At 33.9% G+C, this 22865-nt stretch carries 16 protein-coding genes and 1 riboswitch; of the genes, 14 read left to right on the forward strand and 2 right to left on the reverse strand.

Going from position 1 to position 22865, the window contains the following annotated elements:
* The first annotated feature begins 105 nt into the window (after positions 1-105).
* The 9 genes from QE109_RS11875 to QE109_RS11915 all read left to right on the forward strand — a co-directional run bounded on the left by QE109_RS11875 (position 106) and on the right by QE109_RS11915 (position 14415).
* Positions 106-3027 (forward strand): ABC transporter substrate binding protein, encoded by a 2922-nt coding sequence (locus QE109_RS11875; RefSeq protein WP_281094743.1) that lies wholly within the window; start codon positions 106-108, stop codon positions 3025-3027.
* 147 nt (positions 3028-3174) lie between these two features.
* Positions 3175-3828 carry a TetR/AcrR family transcriptional regulator gene (locus QE109_RS11880; RefSeq protein ID WP_281094744.1) on the forward strand — a complete coding sequence of 218 codons (654 nt, stop codon included), beginning with the start codon at positions 3175-3177 and terminating at the stop codon, positions 3826-3828.
* Between the two features lie 17 nt (positions 3829-3845).
* Positions 3846-5885: an efflux RND transporter permease subunit gene (locus QE109_RS11885; RefSeq protein WP_281094745.1), complete on the forward strand. Its 2040-nt coding sequence runs from the start codon at positions 3846-3848 to the stop codon at positions 5883-5885.
* Positions 5886-6017: 132 nt separating this feature from the next.
* Positions 6018-6500 carry a hypothetical protein gene (locus QE109_RS11890; RefSeq protein WP_281094746.1) on the forward strand — a complete coding sequence of 161 codons (483 nt, stop codon included), beginning with the start codon at positions 6018-6020 and terminating at the stop codon, positions 6498-6500.
* A 24-nt stretch (positions 6501-6524) separates the two neighbouring features.
* Positions 6525-7928: an MBOAT family O-acyltransferase gene (locus tag QE109_RS11895; protein ID WP_281094747.1), complete on the forward strand. Its 1404-nt coding sequence runs from the start codon at positions 6525-6527 to the stop codon at positions 7926-7928.
* A 10-nt stretch (positions 7929-7938) separates the two neighbouring features.
* Positions 7939-9051, forward strand: a complete 1113-nt coding sequence (locus QE109_RS11900) for a DHHW family protein (RefSeq protein WP_281094748.1) — start codon at positions 7939-7941, stop codon at positions 9049-9051.
* A gap of 152 nt (positions 9052-9203) precedes the next feature.
* The gene (locus QE109_RS11905; protein ID WP_281094749.1) at positions 9204-10253 is read left to right on the forward strand and encodes an HD domain-containing phosphohydrolase; all 1050 of its coding nucleotides are present in this window, start codon (positions 9204-9206) and stop codon (positions 10251-10253) included.
* Position 10254: 1 nt separating this feature from the next.
* A complete protein-coding gene (locus QE109_RS11910; protein ID WP_281094750.1) occupies positions 10255-13200 on the forward strand; it encodes an ATP-binding protein in 2946 nt (981 codons plus the stop codon).
* Between the two features lie 156 nt (positions 13201-13356).
* A riboswitch (NiCo riboswitch) is annotated at positions 13357-13451 on the forward strand.
* Between the two features lie 49 nt (positions 13452-13500).
* Positions 13501-14415 (forward strand): cation diffusion facilitator family transporter, encoded by a 915-nt coding sequence (locus QE109_RS11915; protein ID WP_281094751.1) that lies wholly within the window; start codon positions 13501-13503, stop codon positions 14413-14415.
* A 17-nt stretch (positions 14416-14432) separates the two neighbouring features.
* Here QE109_RS11915 and QE109_RS11920 read toward each other — a convergent pair whose 3' ends face one another.
* Both QE109_RS11920 and QE109_RS11925 read right to left on the reverse strand, forming a co-directional pair.
* On the reverse strand, positions 14433-15329 hold the full coding sequence (locus QE109_RS11920; RefSeq protein WP_281094752.1) for a nitroreductase family protein: 897 nt from the start codon (positions 15327-15329) through the stop codon (positions 14433-14435).
* Positions 15330-15390: 61 nt separating this feature from the next.
* Entirely contained in the window at positions 15391-16062 is a 672-nt protein-coding gene (locus QE109_RS11925; protein WP_281094753.1) for a TetR/AcrR family transcriptional regulator, read from the reverse strand.
* Positions 16063-16198: 136 nt separating this feature from the next.
* Here QE109_RS11925 and QE109_RS11930 point away from each other — a divergent pair, with 136 nt between their 5' ends.
* The 5 genes from QE109_RS11930 (at position 16199) to QE109_RS11950 (ending at position 22760) form a co-directional block, all read left to right on the forward strand.
* The gene (locus QE109_RS11930) at positions 16199-18088 is read left to right on the forward strand and encodes an OPT family oligopeptide transporter (RefSeq protein WP_281094754.1); all 1890 of its coding nucleotides are present in this window, start codon (positions 16199-16201) and stop codon (positions 18086-18088) included.
* A 497-nt stretch (positions 18089-18585) separates the two neighbouring features.
* The gene (locus QE109_RS11935; RefSeq protein WP_281094755.1) at positions 18586-20496 is read left to right on the forward strand and encodes an OPT family oligopeptide transporter; all 1911 of its coding nucleotides are present in this window, start codon (positions 18586-18588) and stop codon (positions 20494-20496) included.
* 59 nt (positions 20497-20555) lie between these two features.
* Positions 20556-20921, forward strand: a complete 366-nt coding sequence (locus QE109_RS11940; RefSeq protein WP_281094756.1) for a PqqD family peptide modification chaperone — start codon at positions 20556-20558, stop codon at positions 20919-20921.
* Between the two features lie 30 nt (positions 20922-20951).
* Positions 20952-21299: a hypothetical protein gene (locus QE109_RS11945; RefSeq protein WP_281094757.1), complete on the forward strand. Its 348-nt coding sequence runs from the start codon at positions 20952-20954 to the stop codon at positions 21297-21299.
* Between the two features lie 3 nt (positions 21300-21302).
* Positions 21303-22760 carry an aminoacyl-histidine dipeptidase gene (locus QE109_RS11950; RefSeq protein ID WP_281094758.1) on the forward strand — a complete coding sequence of 486 codons (1458 nt, stop codon included), beginning with the start codon at positions 21303-21305 and terminating at the stop codon, positions 22758-22760.
* Positions 22761-22865: the final 105 nt, after the last annotated feature.

Genomic DNA, 22865 nt, shown 5'->3' on the forward strand with positions numbered 1-22865 from the left:
ATTTGGGAAAAAGAATGTCTCAAGATGAAATAAATAGGTTATTATATAGGTATAACGTTAAATTATCTTGGGTACTATACATAATATTTCTGTGTGAGGAGACTTATGAGAAAAAATTCGAAGCATAAATTAATTGTAGTAATCATATCAATATGTCTTTTACTTACCAGCGTCATATTAACACCAACTTATGCTGCACACCAAAAAAATGTATTGATCATAAATTCGTACCATTATGGTCTTTCATGGACTGATGATATTGATTCAGCTATCACTGAGACAATTAAAACTCAGTTTGGTAATGATGTAAGAATTTATATGGAGTATATGGATTGGAAAGAGTATCCCACCCAAGAAACTCTAGATCAGTTTCAGGAACGTATTGAGTATAAGTATAAAGACAAACAGATAGATCTCGTTATAACAAGTGATGATGCGGCATTGAGGTTTGTAGAAACAAATAGAAATTCTATATTTAAAGACTTACCTATAGTTTTTTGCGGTGTAAGTGAAGAAAATTTTAGAACTTTAGCTGTTAATGACAATCTGATCACAGGAGTCATAGAAAAAGTTGACATTGAAGCTACCCTTGAAGTAGCAATGCAAGTTAATCCAACTATGGAAACACTTTATATTGTACACGATCAAACTGGAAGTGGAAAAGCAATGACTGATACTACAATTGCTGAGCTTTATAAAATGGCGCCAGGTATAAAGACTGAAGTTATTACAGATCTAACAATCGATCAGATTATTGAAAAAGTTTCAAAACTATCGAGAAATGATAGCTTGCTGATGACAGCTTATTATACAGATATAGAGGGACAAAATATCAACTTTGAAGATATGATTGAAAAGGTAAGCGAGGCAACGCCTGCAGTAGTCTTTTCACTTTATGATTTTGCAATTGGACATGGTGCTATTGGTGGTGGACTTTTAAGTGGTCGCATGATCGGAGAAAGAACTGGTGAACTTGCTGTCTCTATTTTAAAAGGTACAAATCCCAACAATCTCCCTTTGGTGGATAGAGGTTTTATCATAGATGCCATAGATTATGACGTTGCTAGCCGATTTGGAATTGATACGACGCGTCTATCAAAGGACATAGAAATTATAAATCAACCGGTGTCAATTTTTGAGCTGTATAGAGGACTATTTATAACGATTGCAATTATTATGTCTTTGATGATGATCTTCTTAGTGGTATTGTCTTTTTATTTGAGAAAGATGGTTAAACTAAAAAATGAGTTGGCTGAGAAAAATATTGAGCAAGTACAGCTCAATGAAGAATTGATGGCGTCTGAAGAAGAACTAAAAGCACAGTTTGATGCACTTAATTCTTTGTTTGAAGAGTTACAAAGTAGTAAAGAAAAAAATGAATTAATACTGGATGCTATTAAAGATACAATTGTAGATTGGGATATTAAAGAACAGTCTGTATCACTTTCGGAAAATTGGCATGAACTTATTGATTTGCCACTTACAAAGATATGTTCTCCAGAGTTTATTTTTGACTATATTCATCATGAAGATATCGAGCAAATCAAACCTTATTTTAGTGATGAACTGCCATTTCTATCAAATGATTTCATCACACAAGTTAGGTTGAAAACCAATGAAGCACATTTTAAATGGTTTTTAGTAAAAGGCGCTGTAAAGAGAGATCGACAAGGTTTTCCAACGCGTATGATTAGTTCTTTTACAGACATTGATGGCATCAAACAAATGGAAGATCAGATTAGATATGCTGCTTTCCATGATGGTCTAACAGGGTTAGGAAATAAAAACGCACTTGAAGCAACGGTTCAAAAAGACGTAAAAAGAGGTATCTCGCAATATGGGATATTACTTGTGGACATAGACCATTTTAAAAGAATCAATGATACCATGGGGCATCGATTTGGAGACAAATACATCAAAGCTGTTGGCAAGATCTTAGAACTTCAACTGGGACCCAATAGTAGTATCTACAGAATTAGTGGCGATGAGTTTATCATCTACCACCGTATGAGTAATCCTCGCGAACTGGAAGCTTTAGGCAGACATCTTACCAGTGTTATGAATCGCATTATTCAAGTAGAGTACAGTAACTTTTCTAACAGTGTCAGTGTTGGGATATCAAACTATCCTCAAGATGGTGATAATTTAGATGATTTGATTACACGTGCAGACCTTGCAATGTATAAATCCAAAGAATCTGGTAGAGGTAAAGTATTACATTATAATAGTACAATGTTTGAAAAAATTATTTGGCGCGTTGAACGTGAAGAAGCATTAAAACATGCAATTGCTAATCACGAGTTATATTTAGCTTTTCAACCGCAAATAGATTGTAAAACTAAAGAAATTATTGGTTTTGAGGCTTTGATCAGATGGTCTAATCCAAAACTTGGTCAAATTACACCTTTGGAGTTTATACCAATTGCTGAGGAAACACAATTAATTATGCCAATTGGAAAATGGGTAATTGATGAAACGCTTACTTTTATCAATGAAATTAACAAAATTAGCAATAAAAGAATCCATGTAGCGGTAAATGTATCTGTCTTGCAATTAATTCAAGAAGATTTTGAAGAACTATTACTTGAGTCATTGAGCTTAAAAGCAATTAGCCCTGATCAGTTCGTAATAGAGATTACCGAATCTGTATTGATGCAAGCTATAGATGCTACAGCAGCAAAACTTGAGAGACTTCAAGCCATAGGATTAAAAGTAGCACTTGATGATTTTGGAACAGGCTATTCATCATTAAGTTATCTCAAAAATTTACCAATTGATATCCTAAAGATAGATAAGTCCTTTGTAGATACTTTAGGTGAAACATCGTCACATGATGATCTAATTAGAATGATTGTACAGATGGGGCAAGAACTTGGTTTACACATGGTTGCCGAAGGTGTAGAACATCAATCACAGCTTGAAATGCTTCAAACTTTTGGTTGTAATGCGATGCAAGGTTATTATTATTCTAAACCTTTAAGTAAAGAAGATAGTATCAAACTGCTACAAATTGAAAATAAGAATTAGAAATATAATCAGAGTAGTATAGGACATCATTTTGATGTATATACTACTTTTTTTCATTCTATTTAAAAAAAACGATTGTTTTTTTTGAACATAGTTGTATAATAAGTGAGTAATCACTCACTTTATGTTTATGATATGGAGTTGCAAATGGAAAATAGCTTGTTAGATCAACTGTTGGCAGAGACTAGACAATCGAAAAAACACACAGATAAATTAGAACAGATAAACAAAGCTGCAATTGAATTATTTTCTGAGAAAGGATTTTCAAATACCAGTACCAAAGAGATTGCAATAAGAGCAAAGGTTGCAGAAGGAACTATTTTTAAGCACTATGGCACTAAAGAAAACCTATTGCTGAATTTAATGCTAAAATTTATACAAGTCTTTATTCCTGTTATGAAAGAAGACTTGAAACAAAAGTTAGAAAAGCAATATTTTAAGGATATGTCCTCATTTCTGAATTATTTCATCAAGGAGCGCATAGAATTTATCTTAGGAAATCATGATATTTTCAAAGTTTTTGTTAAAGAAATTTTATACAATGATGCACTAAGAAATAACTTTAAGCATCTTCATTTTAACGATGTAGAGACGATGTTTTATCATTATTTTGATATATTTAAAAAAAATGGTGAACTTGATGACATTGAAAATGAAATAATTCTTAAGCATATGCTGAAGATTGTTCTAACTGATGCTATATGGGTGTTTGCATTAAGCGATCAATATAAAACACTAGATGTTGAAAAATGGACAGAAAAGCTTATTTATGAGTTTTTACATGGTGTATCATCAAATTAATTTTGAGGAGATATTATATGAAACGTTACATTGATATAATCTACAAATTTCAAAAGCCATTTTTGTTATTATTTGTCTTAATAAATCTAATAGCACTTTATGGTGTTTTTCATCTAAATATTGAAACAAATTTTGACATATTTAAAATCGAGAATAGTGAATATCAGCAGCACATGGATACACTACAAAGTGAATTTCCAACATCTGATCAAATGATTATAATGATAAAAGACATCACACAAAGTCGAGATCAAATTTCAAGTTTTGAAAACTATGTTGCACAGCTACCACATATTAATTATGTTAAGGGAATACAAGATGCTTCTCCATTACCATTTCCTATAGAAATAGAAGAATTATCATCTATCAAAATGGTTAGTGGCGTTGAATATGGCATCATTACTATATTTCCAAATTCTGATTTTGGCTTTTCTGATCTTAAAGATATCGAGTCACAACTAGAAGAGAACGGCTTAACGTACTATATGAGTGGCAATCAATATATGCAAAATAAGATATTTGACTATTTACTTTATATTTTATTATTGATTCCACCAGCGGCACTTTTTATTCTTTTTAATATTTTTAGAGTTCAGATGAAATCTGTGAGAGGTACGATATTATCTATACTACCTGCGGGAATAGCAGCTTTGTGGACACTTGGATTTGCAGGTATGTTAGGAAATAGTATTTCAATATTAACTGTTTTGGCTCCAATTTTTACAATCATTATAGGTAGTGCTGATGGATTACATTTTATATCCCATGTTCAAGAGCATCTTGAAGATGGATATAGTATGAAGGACAGTCTTTCTAGTTCGTTGAAAATGATAGGGATTCCAATGGTTATTACGACGATTACATCTGTTGCAGGTTTTATCTCATTGATGTTTATGAATACAAAAGCGATTTACGATTTAGCGATCTTTTCATCGATTGGGATCACCTTTGCTGGAATTGCAACTTGGTTTATCGTCCCGCTCATTAACAGTTTTGAGAAGCTGGATATCACTAAGAAGAAGGGTGGTTTTAGTTTTAATATAAACTTCAAACTATTTTGGGGGATTCCTTCTCTTGCGATTACGGCATTTTTACTGGTTATTTCAGTGATCTTTATTCCAAAGATATCAACAGAATTTAATCAATTAATGATGTATAAAGAAAACACGGAAGTTGCAAAAAGTTTTAAAGAGATTATGAGTGTAAATGGCGGAACAATTCCACTTTTTGCATTGATTGAAAATGGGGGGAACCCGCTTGATACATTAGTAAGTGATGAAATCAATGCCTTTACTAATGAACTTGAAAATAATAAGCATATCTCTAAAGTGATTTCTATTAATGGCATCACTGAAATGATAAAAGATAAATTACCTATTGGTGCAACGATAGATATGAATATGTTATCTCAAAGTGAAATATATAAGGAACTAGTAAGTGAACATTATTCGAAAATTATTATTTTTCCAGTAGATTTAAGTAATGCGACAATAGAAAGTATTGATGCAATTGCTAAAAATTATAAAGGTATAAATCTTGCCGGGACTCAACTCACTATGTATGAGCTAAATCAAAATATGATTACAGGTCAAAAAATCAGTTTAGTAATCGCTTTTATAATGGTATTTGCTTCACTTCTTTTAAGCTTAAAGCGTATATTGCCCAGCATTATTGCCATGGTTCCCATTCTCGTGACCACTGTATTTTTATTTGCCTTTTTAGGGATGTCTGGCATATCTTTAAATCTATTTACAACGACTCTATTTAGTATAACCATCGGTGTAGGCATAGACTATGCGATACACTTTACCTCAATTTTCAGAGGTTATAAAAAAGAAGGGCTAACCAGCGAACAATCAGTTGAAAAAGCATACGGCTTTTCAAGTAGACCGATTATAGCCAATGCGCTAGGTTTTTCAATTGGATTAAGTGTTTTGATGCTCTCGCCACTAAAAGTGCATTATTATATATCAGCATTGATGTGGATCTCAATGATTCTATCTTCATTTTTAAGTTTGTCATTATTGCCAACTCTCTTAAAATATACAAGAAAATAACTTTATTATAATGAAGAAACTTTCCAAATAATATTTAATATTTTGGAAAGTTTTTTTTTCATGGAACTTATTTGTATAATAAGCGTCTAAACATTTGTTAGTCAAAAAAAGCAAATTAGAGGAGAAATTAAAATGAAAAAATGGATGGCTTTATTTATTACAGTTATGATGGTTTTTGGTGCAACTGCCTGTTCAGCTGAGAAAGGTGATACAACACAGGTTGCTACTAACCCTGCAGCAGATAAAACAGTAGAAGAGATCGTAAACTTAATCACGGAAGATGCTGGCATCGAAACACAAACAATGATTACACCGCTTGATGCAGATAATTTCTCATGGTATCTATTTATTGATCCAATTGAGGGTGCTGAAGCTGTGTCTGCAGATGCAATGATGAGTGCTGTCGCACATTCAGTTGTTCTCTTAAGAGTACCAGATGGAACTGATGCAGAGGCTGTAGCTAAAGAGATTGAAGAGAAAGCAGATCCAAGAAAATGGATTTGTGTTGAAGCGGAAAAGACAATTGTAAAAGTAAATGGTAATTTAATCTTGCTGATCATGAGTAATCCAGAAGTTGCGGATCAAGTTGCTGAGAATTTTACAAATCTTAAGTAAGACATTTTTAAGGAGGTAACCTAAATGGTTTTTTCTAGCATATCATTTTTATACTATTTCTTACCGGTTACCTTCTTTACATATTTTTTGGTACCTCGTAAGTTTAAAAATTTCATATTATTAATAGCAAGTTTAACATTTTATTTTTATGGTGAGCCAATCTATACTGTATTGTTACTTATATCATCTGTCTCAGATTTTTTTCATAGCCGTTATATTGAGAGACATTTAGGCTCAAAAAAAGCTAAATATGCACTGGTGAGTTCGGTTGTGATCAATTTGGGCATGTTAGGTTTTTTCAAGTATGCAGATTTTTTACTTTTAAACATCAACCAACTATTAGGAACCACTATTCCTTACTTACATTTGAGTCTGCCAATAGGCATTAGTTTTTTTACCTTTCAAACGATGAGTTACACAATTGATGTCTACCGAGGAGAAACGAAAGCAGAAAGGGGATTTCTAAATTTTGCGACTTATGTCTCACTGTTTCCTCAACTTGTTGCCGGACCTATCGTAAGGTATCAAACTATATCCGACGAACTTAAAAATAGAAGGCATACTTTAGCACAAGTTTCAAATGGTCTAAAGCGTTTTGTAATAGGTCTATCAAAAAAAGTGCTTATAGCAAATCAATTGGGGGAGCTAAGCAACATATTTAGAGATTCTCATGAGCCAAGTGTCCTTTTTTACTGGATCTATGCCATTGCATTCTCTTTACAAATATATTTTGATTTTTCGGGATACTCTGATATGGCTATAGGCCTTGGGCGCATGTTTGGATTCTCTTTCCCTGAAAACTTTAACTACCCATATGTATCTAGATCCATCACAAATTTTTGGAGAAGGTGGCATATGACTTTGGGAAGTTGGTTTAGGGACTATGTCTATATACCTCTTGGCGGTAACAGGGGAACAGCAGCTTTATGGATTCGAAATATTGTAATTGTATGGTTTTTAACTGGTTTTTGGCATGGTGCCCAGTGGAACTTTGCCATATGGGGATTATATTTTGGTGCTATACTCGTTTTAGAAAAAAAATGGACTTTGAAATATCTTGAAAGGGTTCATGGGGTAGTTAGACATCTCTATGTTCTTTTAATTGTTATATTGAGTTTTGTAATTTTCAATGCGACAGGTATATCCGGTATAAGTTCAGACCTTGCAGGGTTATTTGGTTTTATGGATATACCAATGATTTCAAACGAAACGATTTATCAGATGAAAAATTATGCAGTAGTCTTAATCTTGGCTGTGATAGGTGCTACGCCCGTGATAAAAGAGGTATATTTTAAGATGCTAAAGCACAAAATAAGCTCAATTCTTTTGATCGTTATCGAACCAGCCACATTACTGCTATTGCTCGTAAGTGTAACTGCTTTTTTAGTGGATGGATCATATAATCCATTTCTATACTTTAGATTTTAGGTGGAAAAAATTGATTGAAAAAAAAATGATTGAAAAAATAAAAAACATTGTCATCACTGCAACAATTTTAACGGTGATTCTATCATTGATGCTAGGGCAAATATTCATTAAAGATGAATCTATATCACTTGCAGAAAGAAGAAAACTCGCTTTGTTTCCAACAATTTCTTTTGAGGAGATCATCAATACTAAGTTCATGTCAAAATTTGAGGTTTATCTTGCTGATCATTTTCCATTTCGGGAGGGTTTTAGACAGATAAAGTCGAATTTCAGTTTATCTTTATTGCATAAGAAAGAACTTGAAGGAATCTATAAAGTAGATGATCACCTATCAAAATTAGAATTTCCGCTAAATGAAGATCAGGTTTTGATAGGTGCAAAGAAGTTTAATGAAATCTATGCGCAGTATCTAAAAGGTTTAAAAGTTTACTATGCTGTGATTCCTGATAAAAATTATTTTTTAGCAGAACAAAATGGTTATCCAAGTATGGACTATATGTTACTCAAATCACTTTTAAATGAACATATTCAAAACATGACTGAGATTGAGTTGTTTGATTGTTTGGAAATAGATGATTATTACAAAACCGACCCACACTGGAAGCAAGATAAACTTGAGAAAGTCTTGCTAAGACTTCAAGAAAAAATGTCATTTACGTCTACGCCATTTAGCGCATATGACAAACTTATATTTGCGCCCTTTAATGGTGCATATATAGGACAGTCTGCACTGAATATACCAAGTGAAGCAATTATGTATATGATAGATGATATTATAGAGAAAGCGACTGTTTTCAATGTTGAACAAAGTGAAACAACTGATGTGTACACGCCTGGGGCTAATACAACACTAGACGGCTATTCTATATTTTTAAACGGTGCAGCTGCACTAGAAATAATTGAAAATAGTAATAGCAAGAGTGGAAAAGAACTTATTATTTTTAGAGATTCTTTTGCATCATCACTAACGCCTTTGTTAATTGGCGCATATGATAAGATCACATTAGTTGATTTAAGATATATGCCCAGCGATTTATTAAATGAATATATAACTTTCGATGAACAGGATGTTCTGTTTTTGTATTCAACATTGGTACTCAATAACAGTTCAATGTTAAGATAGTGTATAAAAGAACCGTGCGATAAATGCAAAGGTTCTTTTTACTTTTTCATAACTTTATATGCTTTTATAAAATTTATAATAAGATTAAAAGAGCTATTTTGTGGTAAATACATATATGTATGTATCATCTGAAAAATAGAGAGGTGTAAGTTATGAACTCATATGATTCTAAAATTTTGATAGTTGATGATCAAGAACCTAATACTAAACTGTTAAAGCGAATATTACAAAGTTTTAAATATACCAATATTGATATCTTGCTAGACCCTAGGTCTGTTTTAGGTTATTGCCAAGCCAATGCTCCTGACTTGATTTTGCTTGATTTGAAGATGCCATTTATGGATGGTTTTGAAGTAATGGAAGGTATAAAGTCTATTGTTGATCCGTTATTTATCCAGGTTATCATGATCTCAGCACAAGATGAACACTCAAATAAACTGCGAGCACTTGATCTTGGGATAGTGGATTTTATCAGTAAGCCTTTTGATAACATAGAAGTTATACTGAGGATTAACAAAGCGCTAGAATTAAAATCACTTCATGAAGAATTAAAAGCTAAAAATGATACGCTTCAGTGTGAAGTTAATGTTAAAAGTCAGTTACTTGAAGAAATGCAAATGGAACTCATAGATCGACTGATGTTATCCGCCGAGTTTAGAGATGCTAGAACGGGTCATCATATTGCTAGAATAGGTTTTTTTGCTAGACATCTGGCTGAGCTGGCAGGTCTTGACGAACGAAAATCAGAAACAATATACCATGCAAGTAAAATGCATGATATTGGAAAAATAGGCATCTCAGATGAAATTCTTTTAAAGGATTCAAAATTAACCGATGAAGAAATGGATAAAATGAGACTACATACGGTTAAGGGGGCAAAAATTCTCAGTGGTAGCCAATCAGAAATTCTAAAGTGTGCTGAAAAAATTGCTTTAAATCATCATGAACATTGGGATGGAACTGGGTACCCGAATGGCATAAAAGGAGAAAGCATTGATATTGAAAGTAGAATTACATCGATATGTGATGTTTTTGATGCTTTATGTTCTGAGAGACCCTATAAACCGAGTTGGGGATTAGAGGCTGTTATTGAAGAATTAAAAACGATCAAAGGGATATATTTAGATCCGAAACTCACGGATTTATTTATTGAGCATATCGATGAATTTATCGAAATAAAAAAAGATATTGAGGTAAATTAATATGGGGGATAGAGCTGTAAAATCAAATACAGAATCATTGTATAAATGGATTTTCAGATCATTTTTAAAGACTGCACTCGTGCCTTTTTTGATTATAGAATTAGGGTTTATTATCATTTACTTTTCTACAAGTATGTGGTCAAGACAAGAGACGATTAACTATTTACATGGTGAGGTAGAAAATGAAATGAACCAACTGGTGCTGGAAAAAAGCAGCAGTTTACAAGTACAACTGGATTCAGTTTCAATTACTGCAGATTTTTTAAAACTTCAGTTTAAAAAAGCATTAGAAGATGAAGTGAAAGTAAATAGATCATATCTGGACAGAATGGCAATGACAAGTAATGGAATGTATTATTCGATGCATGATACTGTTGATGGGGGACCTGCTGTTTATTATAGTGGAATTAGCCCAATTGGTGATGCAGAAAAATCGAAAGTCTTAAAGTTATTAGGCGTTGGTTCAGTCATGAAAGACATTATTAAAGTTCAAAGTCTAGCATCACAAGTATACATAAATACTTATGACTCTCTCAATGTTATTTATCCTTATTTTGATGTGATATCACAGTACCCAGCTAAGATGGATATTCCTAAATATAATTTTTATTATGAAGCGGATCTTTCTCATAATCCAGAGAAAAAAGTTGTTTGGACAGACGCCTATCTCGATCCAGCAGGTCAGGGATGGATGACTTCCGCTATTACACCTTTATACAGTGATGATAGTTTTTTAGAAGGTGTTGTTGGAATTGATGTAACTGTCAATACCTTTACACAGCAGATTTTGAATATGGATATACCCTATAATGGTTATGCCATGTTGATAGGGAAAACGGGAACGATTCTTGCACTACCAGATAATGGAGAATCAGATTGGGCACTAGAAGAGTTAAACACCCATCACTATGCAGAGGCCATATTAGAGGATACCTTTAAACCAGAGAACTTTAACCTTTATAATAGAGTTGAAATGGAAGGATTGAGTGAAAAAATTGCTGTTGAGGCAGACGGTAATGGAGAAATTATTTTACAAAATGCCAAAAGATATGTTTCTTGGAGCACAATTGAAAGTACTGGCTGGAAACTCGTGATGATTGTTCCAGTGGATTCTGTCTTTGCACATTTAGAGAACATAAACAATCAACTTTTTAATATTGGTTTATTTATGATTCTTGGCTTAATTGTATTTTTTATTGTTTTCTTTATCATTTTATCACGCCGCGCAGTTAAAGTCTCAAATCTGATTTCTACACCATTGGTATCAATTAATCAGATGGTAGACAAAATTAGAAATAGCGAATATTTTCAAACGCCTCCAGAGTTTCCAGTGAAAGAACTTCAAGAGACTGCAAATAAGCTGGCATATATGGGAGAAGCTTTGGGGATTGCCAATAACCGCCTGATAAATACACAAGGTGAACTCAAAAAAAATGAAGCAGAGCTAAGTGCTGTTTTAAATTCTATAGATGACATGATTATGGAGATAGATAGTGAAGGTAATCTTATTAATTTATGGAACAAAACTGACAATGAACTAAGCCTAGTTTATGCTCAAAGTAGTCTTGTAAATATTCAGTCAAAGTTAAGAAAACAAGGAAAAGTCTTTAAAGATTTGATTGATGAGATATTGATCAGCGGTTTAAATGAAACAATTGAGTATTTTATAAGTACAGAAAAAGGAATAAAATGGTATTTAGCACGTATTTCTGCAGTGGATGGTGAGAGTCGTAAGTTAGTGATATCTGCTCGAGATGTAACACTGCAAAAAGAACTTGAATTTTCTCTTATTGAATCAAAAGAAGCTGCAGAATTAGCAAATCGCTCTAAATCCCAATTTCTTTCAAATATGAGCCATGAACTTAGAACACCACTTAACGCTATACTTGGCTTTTCTCAATTACTTTTGATGGAGTCAACAGAAAGCATGGATGAGTCACAAGTTGAAAATATAACTGAAATTACAAATGCAGGACAGCATCTACTAAAACTCATCAATGAAGTGCTAGATTTGGCGAAAATTGAGTCAGGTAAAATGACGATTTCTCTAGAACCAGTATCAGTCGTAGAAGTGATGAAAGAGGCAATCACAATGGTTCGTCCTCTGGCGGAACTACAAAATATAAGATTGGTATATGCACTAAGTGATCGTCAAGAGTCTTTTGTAATAGCAGATCATACAAGATTGAAACAGGTACTGATTAATTTACTTACCAATGCAATCAAATACAATAAGGTTGAAGGTAAAGTGGAATTTAATTATCGTTCAAATGATAATCACGTTATTATCGATGTGATAGACGATGGAATGGGAATTCCATTTGATCAACAGGATTTGGTTTTCAATCCATTTCACAGATTGAATATGGATAACAACTTCAACGTAGAGGGAACAGGAATAGGACTATCCGTAGCCAAACAAATGACGGAACTCATGAATGGAAGAATCTATTTGTCCAGTGAAATGAATAAAGGAAGTCATTTTAGTGTCGAACTACCACAAGCAACAGTAGTTGCTCAAGACGATAATATCGTTTTGGCCAATAAAACTAATTTGATGAAGTACGATAGTTATCGCGTGATGTATGTTGAAGATAATATAGCCAACTTAAAACTCGTCAAAAGGATTTTCGAAAATATGGATAATGTTGACCTTGTTGAAACCCAACAAGGAGAATTAGCTACAAGTTTGGCTTTAGAGACTAAACCAGATATTATCTTATTGGATCTTAACTTACCTGGAATTGATGGCTTCGAGGTGTTAAAAAGAATAAAAGCCAATGAAGAACTCAGGCATATTCCTATTGCAGCAGTTACAGCTTATGCGATGAACGACGATCAACAAAGAATTATAAAAGCAGGATTTGATGGCTATATAATTAAACCAATTGATATTCAGTTGTTCATAGATGAAGTACATCGATTATTGTCTATGAAATACAGATGAGAACACAAAAATAATCAAAGGATATAAGAATAATTGAGAGTGACTCTTATTGAAAATGATTATTGAATGCATTGGAAACACTGTGTTCTGTAGATTTTTTGGGTTGACTATTTCCTATGAATATGATAAACTCGAGGTGTATTAAAGGTTAATATTGTAATTAAAACTGAGCAGGCGATAAACCTTTTAGGTTTGTGGGGCTGGGCCATCAATATGGCAGCAGATGAAAAATACACATCTGTGGGACAGTAAAATGTTCCATAGGTGTGTTTTTTGTTTACTTAAAATCAGGAGGTTCACATGTATAAGGAAATGGTTGAAAATCGATCGAGAGAATCAATTGCAAGAAAAGTTACATTAGTTGGATTTGGTGTTAATGCTATTTTGACAGTGTTTAAAATTATTGCTGGAATAGTAGGCAATAGTGCAGCAATGCTTGCGGATGGTATACACTCATTATCTGATTTTTTTACAGATATTGTGGTCTTAGTTGGTTTTAAGTTTACCGAAAAGCCCGCAGATGAAGAACACAATTATGGGCATGGTAAATATGAAACACTTGCAACTGTTGTTATAAGCGGGGCATTGTTCCTTGTAGGATATAAAATTCTGACAACTGGTGCTCAAAATATTTGTAAGATATGGTTTCAAGGCGAATTGATACAGAGTCCAAAAGCGATTGCACTTATAGCAGCTTGCTTATCAATAGGGTTAAAAGAGGGGTTATATAGATATACCACTAAAGTAGGTAAAAAGATTAATTCGAGTGCTGTTATCGCAAATGGATGGCATCATAGATCAGATGCATTTTCTTCCGTTGGAACACTCCTTGGGATTAGTGGAGCTTATATTTTAGGTCCCAAATGGACGTGGTTAGATCCAATGGCATCGATGATCGTAAGTTTTTTTATCTTTAAAGTTGCAATTGAGATTTTAATTCCTGCAGTTAATGAACTTTTAGAGGCTTCACTAAGTGATCCAGAAATCGATGAGATACATTTGATTATCAGTCAATATCCTGAGATTCTTAATTATCATCATTTAAGAACACGTAGAATTGGAGATAAAGTCGCAGTTGATGTCCATTTTATGTTTGAAAGAAATATGACGATTGAGTCAGCCCATGAGTATGCAACAAAAGTAGAAAATGACTTAAAGAGACATTTTGGGCTAAATAGTATTATTAATACGCATTTAGAAGCGTTTATAAAATAAAAGGAGGTCGCCTCCTTCTAATAGTGGAAGCGACCAACTGTTACATAATTTGAAGGCAACGCGTAACTTTCATCTAAATTAGTGAAATCCCAAGTGCCACTAAAACCCGATTCATGCATGCCAACTTCGAAATAAAACATTGCAATTCCTGCGTCTAAGCACTTTATTGCTTGTGATGCATGATCGTTTTCTACCATAATTAAATCAATCTCACTGCCACGGATTAAAAAGTGCCAAGGTTGACGATTTTCATATGATGGTGCTAGCCTCATATAAAACAAAGCTTCATGAATACCGTATTGTTCTAGATCTGATAAGTCTGGTTTAGAATCAAATGTATTGATATGTGCTAATTCAGTGATGGATTTACGGATACTGACAGGTGCTTTTGTTGAAAAATTATCTATATTAGGATAACCTAAATCAGTGAGCGTTGATAAGCTACCTGCACGTGATGCTGCATATATGGTAGATTGTTGGAACTCTTTTTTGGGGTATCCAATTGCGATAAGTGCTACAACAGTCTTAGGTGTTTTTAAATTTAAAGCTATTTTTGTTGAAAGTGGATCTTTAACTTCAATCCAGCAAAAACCAAAATCATGTTTGATGGCATTTAAAATTAGCCACTCGCCTGAATAGCCTGCAAGTTTGAAACTTAAATCATCTGGATCACTTACAACTGCATAATATTGAGGCGCTATAATCATATTGCCAAAGTAACCTGCTAGTCCTTCAAGTCTTGGTGCAACTGCTAAACCATCGTCTACATAAATTAGTTCAACGCTGGATTCTTTAGATAGTTTAGGTCGAGTCATCCATATTTCTTCTAAAATTCTTTTGTCTTCATTTGTTAGAGGATAAGTTTTAAATTCTCTAGTAGAATGTCTTTTTTCTGCGAGCTTCATTGATTTCATCTTTGACCTCCTTAGTGTCTCTTATGAATAATTTACCCGAAACAAAAAGAATCAATCATGTTTACCATTTACGCCCTAAATCTATGCTTTTGTAATCGAGAATTCGTTTCTTTTTAGGTTGTTGTTCAGCTTTAAGGCTATCCCATACAGTTTCGTATAAACCTTGTCTTTGAAGATTAATATGTGCATTGCTATAAAGCGCACTAAGATTGATCATTCCTTCAATTCTTGAGATGAGGTCAATCGATACGATTTCTTTGTTGAGACTGTTTTTTATCGCTCCTTGCTTTTGACCACTGGATAGAATTGAGATTAGTTTTACCTGAAGCGTGTGATAATAGCTTTCTATACGTTTTTGAATGCTAGGATGTTCTAGCATACATCTTTGGAAAAATGAATTGAGATTAACAGGCTGTGATGAATTATCATAAACAAGTATAGATAAGCCACTATGAAAATCTATGATACATTCGTAGAGTGCTTCTATTTGTTCGCGTGGTTGTGTATGCGTATTTAGTGAAAGATCAATACGATGTTCAAGATCATCAAGAAGATTATCCACGCATCTTGTGATGATTTCTTCTTTAGATTTAAAATGATAATAGATTGATGGCTTTTTAATACCAATACTTTCTGCGATAAGATTAAGAGAAGTTTGATCAATCCCAATGGTTAAAAAACTTTGAAGTGAAGCCTTAAGTATTTTATCTTTAGTACTTATATTTTTAGACATACCTACCTCCCGTTAGGTCTATTTTAGCATGTATTAGATCTCGATAAAATAACTTTTTAGAAACAAAACTATACACCAATGATTAAAAAAGATAAAATAGAGTTCGGAAGACAATAAGTATAAATGAGGAAGTCAAATGAACGAAAAATTCAGACCTTTTATACCTGCACATAAAACAGTACCTGAACTAACGGTTACTTCAATCATTTTTGGGATTGTTTTAGCAGTGATATTTGGCGTGGTAAATGCTTATCTAGGACTTAAAGTTGGGATGACAATTAGTGCCTCCATACCAGCAGCAGTAGTTTCAATGAGTGTTACTAGGCTGATTATGAAACGCGATTCTATACTTGAAAATAATATGATTCAAACTATTGGTTCAGCTGGAGAATCTTTAACAGCAGGTGCAATATTTACAATTCCAGCTATGTTTTTATGGGCAAAAACTATGGACATAGAACCACCCTCAATTCTTCTAATTACGCTGATTGGACTATTTGGAGGGATCTTAGGTGTAATGTTTATGATTCCGCTCAGAAAAGCTTTGATTGTTAAAGAACATGAAAATTTACCATATCCAGAGGGTTCAGCTTGTGCAGATGTGCTCTTAGCGGGTGAAGAGGGTGGCGAGAAGGCAAAAGCGACTTTCCAAGGCTTAGCAATCGGGGGGGTATATAAGATTATATCTGATGGTTTAATGCTGATCCCTTCAAAACTCGAATGGATGATCAATAAACCCATGCACTCCTTTTTTGGTATTGATGCAATGCCAGCTCTCTTAGGAGTAGGATTTGTCATTGGCAAGGCAGTTTCCAGCTTGATGTTGGCAGGTTCCTTAATTGGTTGGTTTGTAATCATTCCATTAATTGCATTAGTAGGCGAGGGAAGCCACTTGATGATTTTTCCTGCTACTGTTCCAATAGGTGATCTCGCAACAAGTGATTTGTGGCATTATTATATTAGATATATAGGTGCAGGAGCAGTTGCATTTGGTGGCCTACTCAGTTTAATTAAGTCAATACCTCTGATCTTTGAAACATTTATAGAGTCAATGCGTGATTACAACCATATATTAGAAGGAAAAAGTTTTCTAAGAACAGATCAAGACTTACCGATGACGACGGTAATTTTAGTCGTATTAGGTATGACAGTGCTTATTGCAGTGCTCCCTATTATGAATGTTGGACTATTTGGTGCTTTATTTGTTGCAATTTTTGGTTTTTTCTTTGCAACCGTGTCTTCTAGAATTGTTGGTTTAATCGGGAGTTCTTCAAATCCAATATCAGGTATGACACTAGCAACCTTAATTTTAGCTGCATTTATGTTCCGTTTACTGGGGAGAACAAGTGATGAAGGCGTTTATGCTGTTTTTACTGTTGGCGCAATTATATGTATAATTATTGCAATGGCTGGAGATACCTCACAAGATTTGAAAACAGGTTATCTAGTTGGGGCAACTCCTTATAAGCAGCAAATTGGTGAGTTGATTGGAGTATTGGTAATGTCGTTAATTTTAGGTGGCGTTTTGACGCTGTTTAATCAAGCGTGGGGATTTGGTTCAGCAATCCTTCCGGCACCACAAGCAACACTTATCAAAATTATTGTTGAAGGTGTGATGCAGGGAAATCTCCCATGGACACTTATCTTTATCGGTGTTGCTCTAGGTGTAATCTTTGAACTTTTAAGATTACCCGTATTACCAATTGCAATTGGACTATATTTGCCTATTCAACTGACAGCAACGATATTTATTGGAGGCATCATAAGGGGATTACTTGAAGGTGATGAAGATCGAATGGACACTTTTGAACGGAAGATCAAAGTGGATACAGGGATTTTATTCTCTTCAGGATTAATCGCTGGTGAAGGAATTATAGGTGTTTTGTTAGCAATTATTTCAGTTGCAGGTATTGATATTGGTCTAAATTTTAGTTTTGGAATAATTGGTACTGCAGTTTGCTTTATAATTGTTATAGCATCTTTGCTTAAATCTTCTGTTTTGAAGCGTGTTTATGAAGAAGAATAATATAAGTAATCTGCGTGCGTAAGCTACGCAGATTTTTTCTATCACCACTACTTTAATTAAGATCTTTGAGCTTAATGAGCGAGATTATTGTTGATTTACAGAAAACAGGATAAAACACAATGGTTAAATAAATTTAACATATGCATAAATATGTGCATAAATATGGATAAATATAATATTTATACAATCGGAAAATTCAAGTTATTTCTTTTTTGCCATTAAAAAAGGGCGATTTCTTAAGAAATAGGTGGCGGGACAGTATTTGACACACTTTGACAAGCGTCTACCTATCGGTAGGTTTATAAAACGTTCACTAATCTACCAAACGGTAGGGGACTCCAATACGTTGAATTTGCTGAATATCCACAATAAATTGAATATATTGATTTTTTTTTGACTTCCTGTAATAATATCCGTATGAAGCGCTTCCATATAATCATGTTTATAATTTTGCGCAGAATTATAAACACCATTTTAAGAATTTGGGAGGTAAACAAATGTCAAAGAACAATTCTCAGGAATTCAAACCATTTATTCCTGCAGACAAAGTGTTGCCAGAATTTACTATGACATCAATTGTATTAGGGGTTTTATTAGCAATAATCTTTGGTGCGGCTAATGCATATCTGGGTTTAAGAGTTGGTATGACAATTTCAGCATCTATTCCAGCTGCAGTTATTTCTATGGGTATTATTCGTGGTATTATGAAGAAAGAGTCTATACTAGAGAACAATATGGTACAGACTATTGGATCTGCTGGTGAATCATTGGCAGCGGGTGCAATATTTACATTACCTGCAATGTTTATTTGGATGAAAGAATGGAATATGGGTACACCTAGTATTTTAGAAATCACTGCAATTGCTCTATGTGGTGGTGTTTTAGGAACCTTATTTATGATTCCACTTAGAAAAGCTTTAATTGTTAAAGAACATGGCGTTTTACCATATCCGGAAGGTACTGCTTGTGCTGAAGTATTACTTGCTGGTGAAGAAGGCGGCGAAAAAGCAGCTGTAACTTTCACAGGTTTAGCACTTGGTGCAATTTATAAATTCATCGCTGATGGATTTAAATTATTCCCAGGTGAAATTGAAATGGAGATTCCAGGATATAAAGGTGCTGCAATTGGTGCAGACGTTTACCCTGCTCTTTTGGGTGTTGGTTTTATCATAGGACCAAAAATATCTGCATATATGCTCGGTGGTGCGGTTATAGGTTGGTTTGCATTTATTCCTTTAATCTTAAATATTGGTAGTATGGGCGAAATTATTATGTACCCAGCAACAGATCCAATTAGTACACTTGGCTATTGGGGTGTTTGGGATAATTATATTCGTTACGTAGGTGCAGGTGCGGTTGCATTTGGTGGTATCTTTAGTTTACTTAAATCATTGCCTTTAATTGTTTCTACTTTTAAAGATGCGATGAAAGATTTAGGTGCTACTAAAGGTGAACACAGTACTGCGAGAACAGATCAAGATTTACCAATGACTGTTGTTATTGTAGGTGTTTTAGTAGTTATATTGGCTATGATGATGTTGCCATTTATACCTGTTGGTTTCGTTGGTGGGTTACTCATCGCAGTATTTGGTTTCTTCTTTGCTACAGTATCATCTAGAATTGTTGGTTTAGTAGGTTCTTCTTCAAACCCAGTTTCTGGTATGACTATAGCAACATTGATTATCACAGCGATTATTTTTAAAGCTTCTGGTAATGATGGACAATCAGGTATGATTGCTACATTAACAGTTGGTGCAATTATCTGTATCATAGCAGCGATGGCTGGTGATACTTCTCAAGACTTAAAAACTGGTTTCTTAGTAGGTGCAACACCAAGAAAGCAACAGATTGGTGAGTTAATCGGAGCAGTTGCCGCGGCACTAGCTATTGGTTATGTTTTGATCCTACTTAATAATGCATGGGGCTTTGGTTCAACTGAACTTCCTGCACCACAAGCGACTCTTATGAGACTTGTTGTTGAAGGTGTTATGGGCGGAAACTTACCTTGGGCACTTGTGTTTACAGGCGTTGGTATCGGTGTAGCAATCGAATTACTTGGTTTACCAGTGTTACCAATCGCAATTGGTTTATATCTACCAATCCATTTATCTACTCCTATTATGGTAGGTGGAATCGTAAGAGGATTCTTAGATAGAAAACTAAACAAAGTTGAAGGCAAAGAATCAGAAGAAGCAGGCATTAAATATAAAATTGAATCTGGTATATTATATGCATCAGGATTAATCGCTGGTGAAGGATTAGTCGGAATTTTACTTGCATTATTTGCAGTTGCAGGATTTAAGACAGCGCTTGGTATTGATTTAGGTCAAATCGGAGCATTATTGTTCTTTGCAGCTCTAATTTACTCATTGATTCATTATTCAGTATTTAGAAAGTTAAAGAAATAATATAGATCAGTGTTGAGAGGATAGCCATATCCTCTCAACCTCTATTATCGAGGTGACATATGGCTAAGAAAAAACAAAATCAAGTTAATTTTCTTGATATTATTCCAATTAAGAATAGCAAGTATCGATGGGTAATACTTGAAAACAATATCGTACAAATTCAAATAGACAGAAACAGCTGGCTAGACAAGGCAGTTCGCCTTTTTTTCAAAACACCAGCGATGATGAAGATAGATTTAGATCAATATGGCAGTTATATCTGGCAGGAAATTGATGGCATTAAAGACTTTGGTATAATTTCTGAAGGTTTTAAAGAGGCCTTTGGTGAAGAGGTTGAACCCCTTTATCAACGTTTAGGTTCATATGCAAATATTTTAAGAAATAATAATTTTATCAAATTTGAAAAAAATCAAACCAATAAATAACTTTATGTAATCTGTGTTTAAGGAGTAGCGATGTTACTAAAAATATTTGAAGTTCTGCTATTTGCTGTGGCAATAACGATTATTATGGCTTGGGGTAACATCAAAAAACAGCGCCAAGCCGAAGAACTAGGGCTTAAACTTGTTAAAAGATGTGAGCAAAAGGTTTTAAAAGCATTTAATAGAAACAATTTTATGAATCAAAGTGAATTACTCGAAGAAATAACAGGTGAAAAAGCTTCACTGTTTTGGAGTAGGAAGAAAGCTGTTTTAGACGATCCGAAAGTTGTTCTAGATGCAATTTTAGTTGATTTACTCAATAAGGGTTGGATTGTAGAAGGAAAGCAAAAGACATTTACATGGGTTAAAGAGGAGGAATAAGCGATGGAAAATATATTAAAGGGATTAAAACCTGAAAACGTATTTATGAATTTCGAATCACTTACGAGAATACCTAGAGAATCAGGAAATGAAAGCGGTATAGCTGATTTTTTAGTTGATTTTGCAAATGGTCTTGGACTGCAAGTTACAAAAGAGCCTTCAAACAATGTAATTATCAAAAAACCTGCAACTAAGGGTTATGAAAATGGGCCAACCGTTATATTACAAGGCCATACTGATATGGTATGTGTTAAACTAGATGAACTTTCATTTGATTTTTTAAAAGAACCTATTCCACTTGTGGTAGAAGGGGATTTTGTTAAGACAAAAGGAACAACCCTAGGTGCAGACAATGGAATTGCAGTGGCAATGGCAATGAGCATCTTGGAATCAACTACACTCGAGCATCCACCAATTGTCGCTTTGTTTACAGTTGCTGAAGAAACTGGTATGGATGGTGTAGTTTCTTTAAATCCTGAAAATGTTAAAGGCGATATTTTGATCAATATCGATTCTGAAGAAGAAGGGACTTTGTTGGCTTCGTGTGCTGGTGGCGTTAACAATATCGTAGAATATCCATATACAACAACAGATAGCAAATTTGATCGAGCACTTAAAATAATCATTCAAGGATTAAATGGTGGTCATTCAGGAATTGAGATTAACAAAAATAGAGCCAATGCAATAAAATTGCTTGGTCGTACACTAGCGCTCTTATCCGAACAATATGACTATGCAGTTTCAACTATAAATGGCGGCGAAAAAATGAATGCTATTGCAAAGAGAGCTGAAATGACAATCGCGGTAGCATCTGAAAATATAGAAAGCATTAAAAATAGAGTTAAAGAAATCGAAACAGTCTTCAAAAATGAGTTCATGGTAGCGGATCCAAATATACAAATTACAGTTTCTGAAACTGAAAAACCACTAAAAGTAATGACAGAGCAGTCAAAGATAGATATCACTAACATCATTAGACTGACACCTTTTGGTGTACAGACAATGAGTGGTGGCATAGAAGGGTTAGTTGAAAGTTCTTCAAATTTAGGTGTACTTACTCAAGAAGCGGACTATGTAAAGTTCACAAGTGCAGTTAGAAGTTCTGTTAGATCGTTGAAAGATGAGATCAATGACAGAATCAAAATCATAAGCCAAATTACAGGCTCAAAAAACTACCTTATATCTAATTATCCAGAGTGGGAATTTAAATTAGAATCGCCAATTAGAGAGTTGATGAAATCAGTGTATCAAGATATGTTTGGCAAAGCTTTAAAAGTAGATGCAATTCATGCTGGTCTGGAATGTGGCTTTTTAAAAGAAAAAGTTGGTGATATTGATATGATATCTTTAGGACCAAATCTTTTTGACGTTCATACACCGTTTGAAAAACTAAGCATTTCTTCAACCGAAAGAACTTATAACTTCTTATGTGAAGTCCTTAAAAACTTAAAGCAAAAGTAAATTGTAGGTTAGAATAAACAAAGTAGACAAAGGTGCTGTTGCAAAATAGCCCCAAAGTAAAAAATGGACTCCAGCAAAATCAATTTTGATTTTGTTGGGTCCATT

Origin of the sequence: Fusibacter bizertensis, assembly GCF_029914245.1 — a bacterium.
In the GTDB taxonomy this organism is placed as follows: domain Bacteria; phylum Bacillota; class Clostridia; order Peptostreptococcales; family Acidaminobacteraceae; genus Fusibacter_C; species Fusibacter_C bizertensis.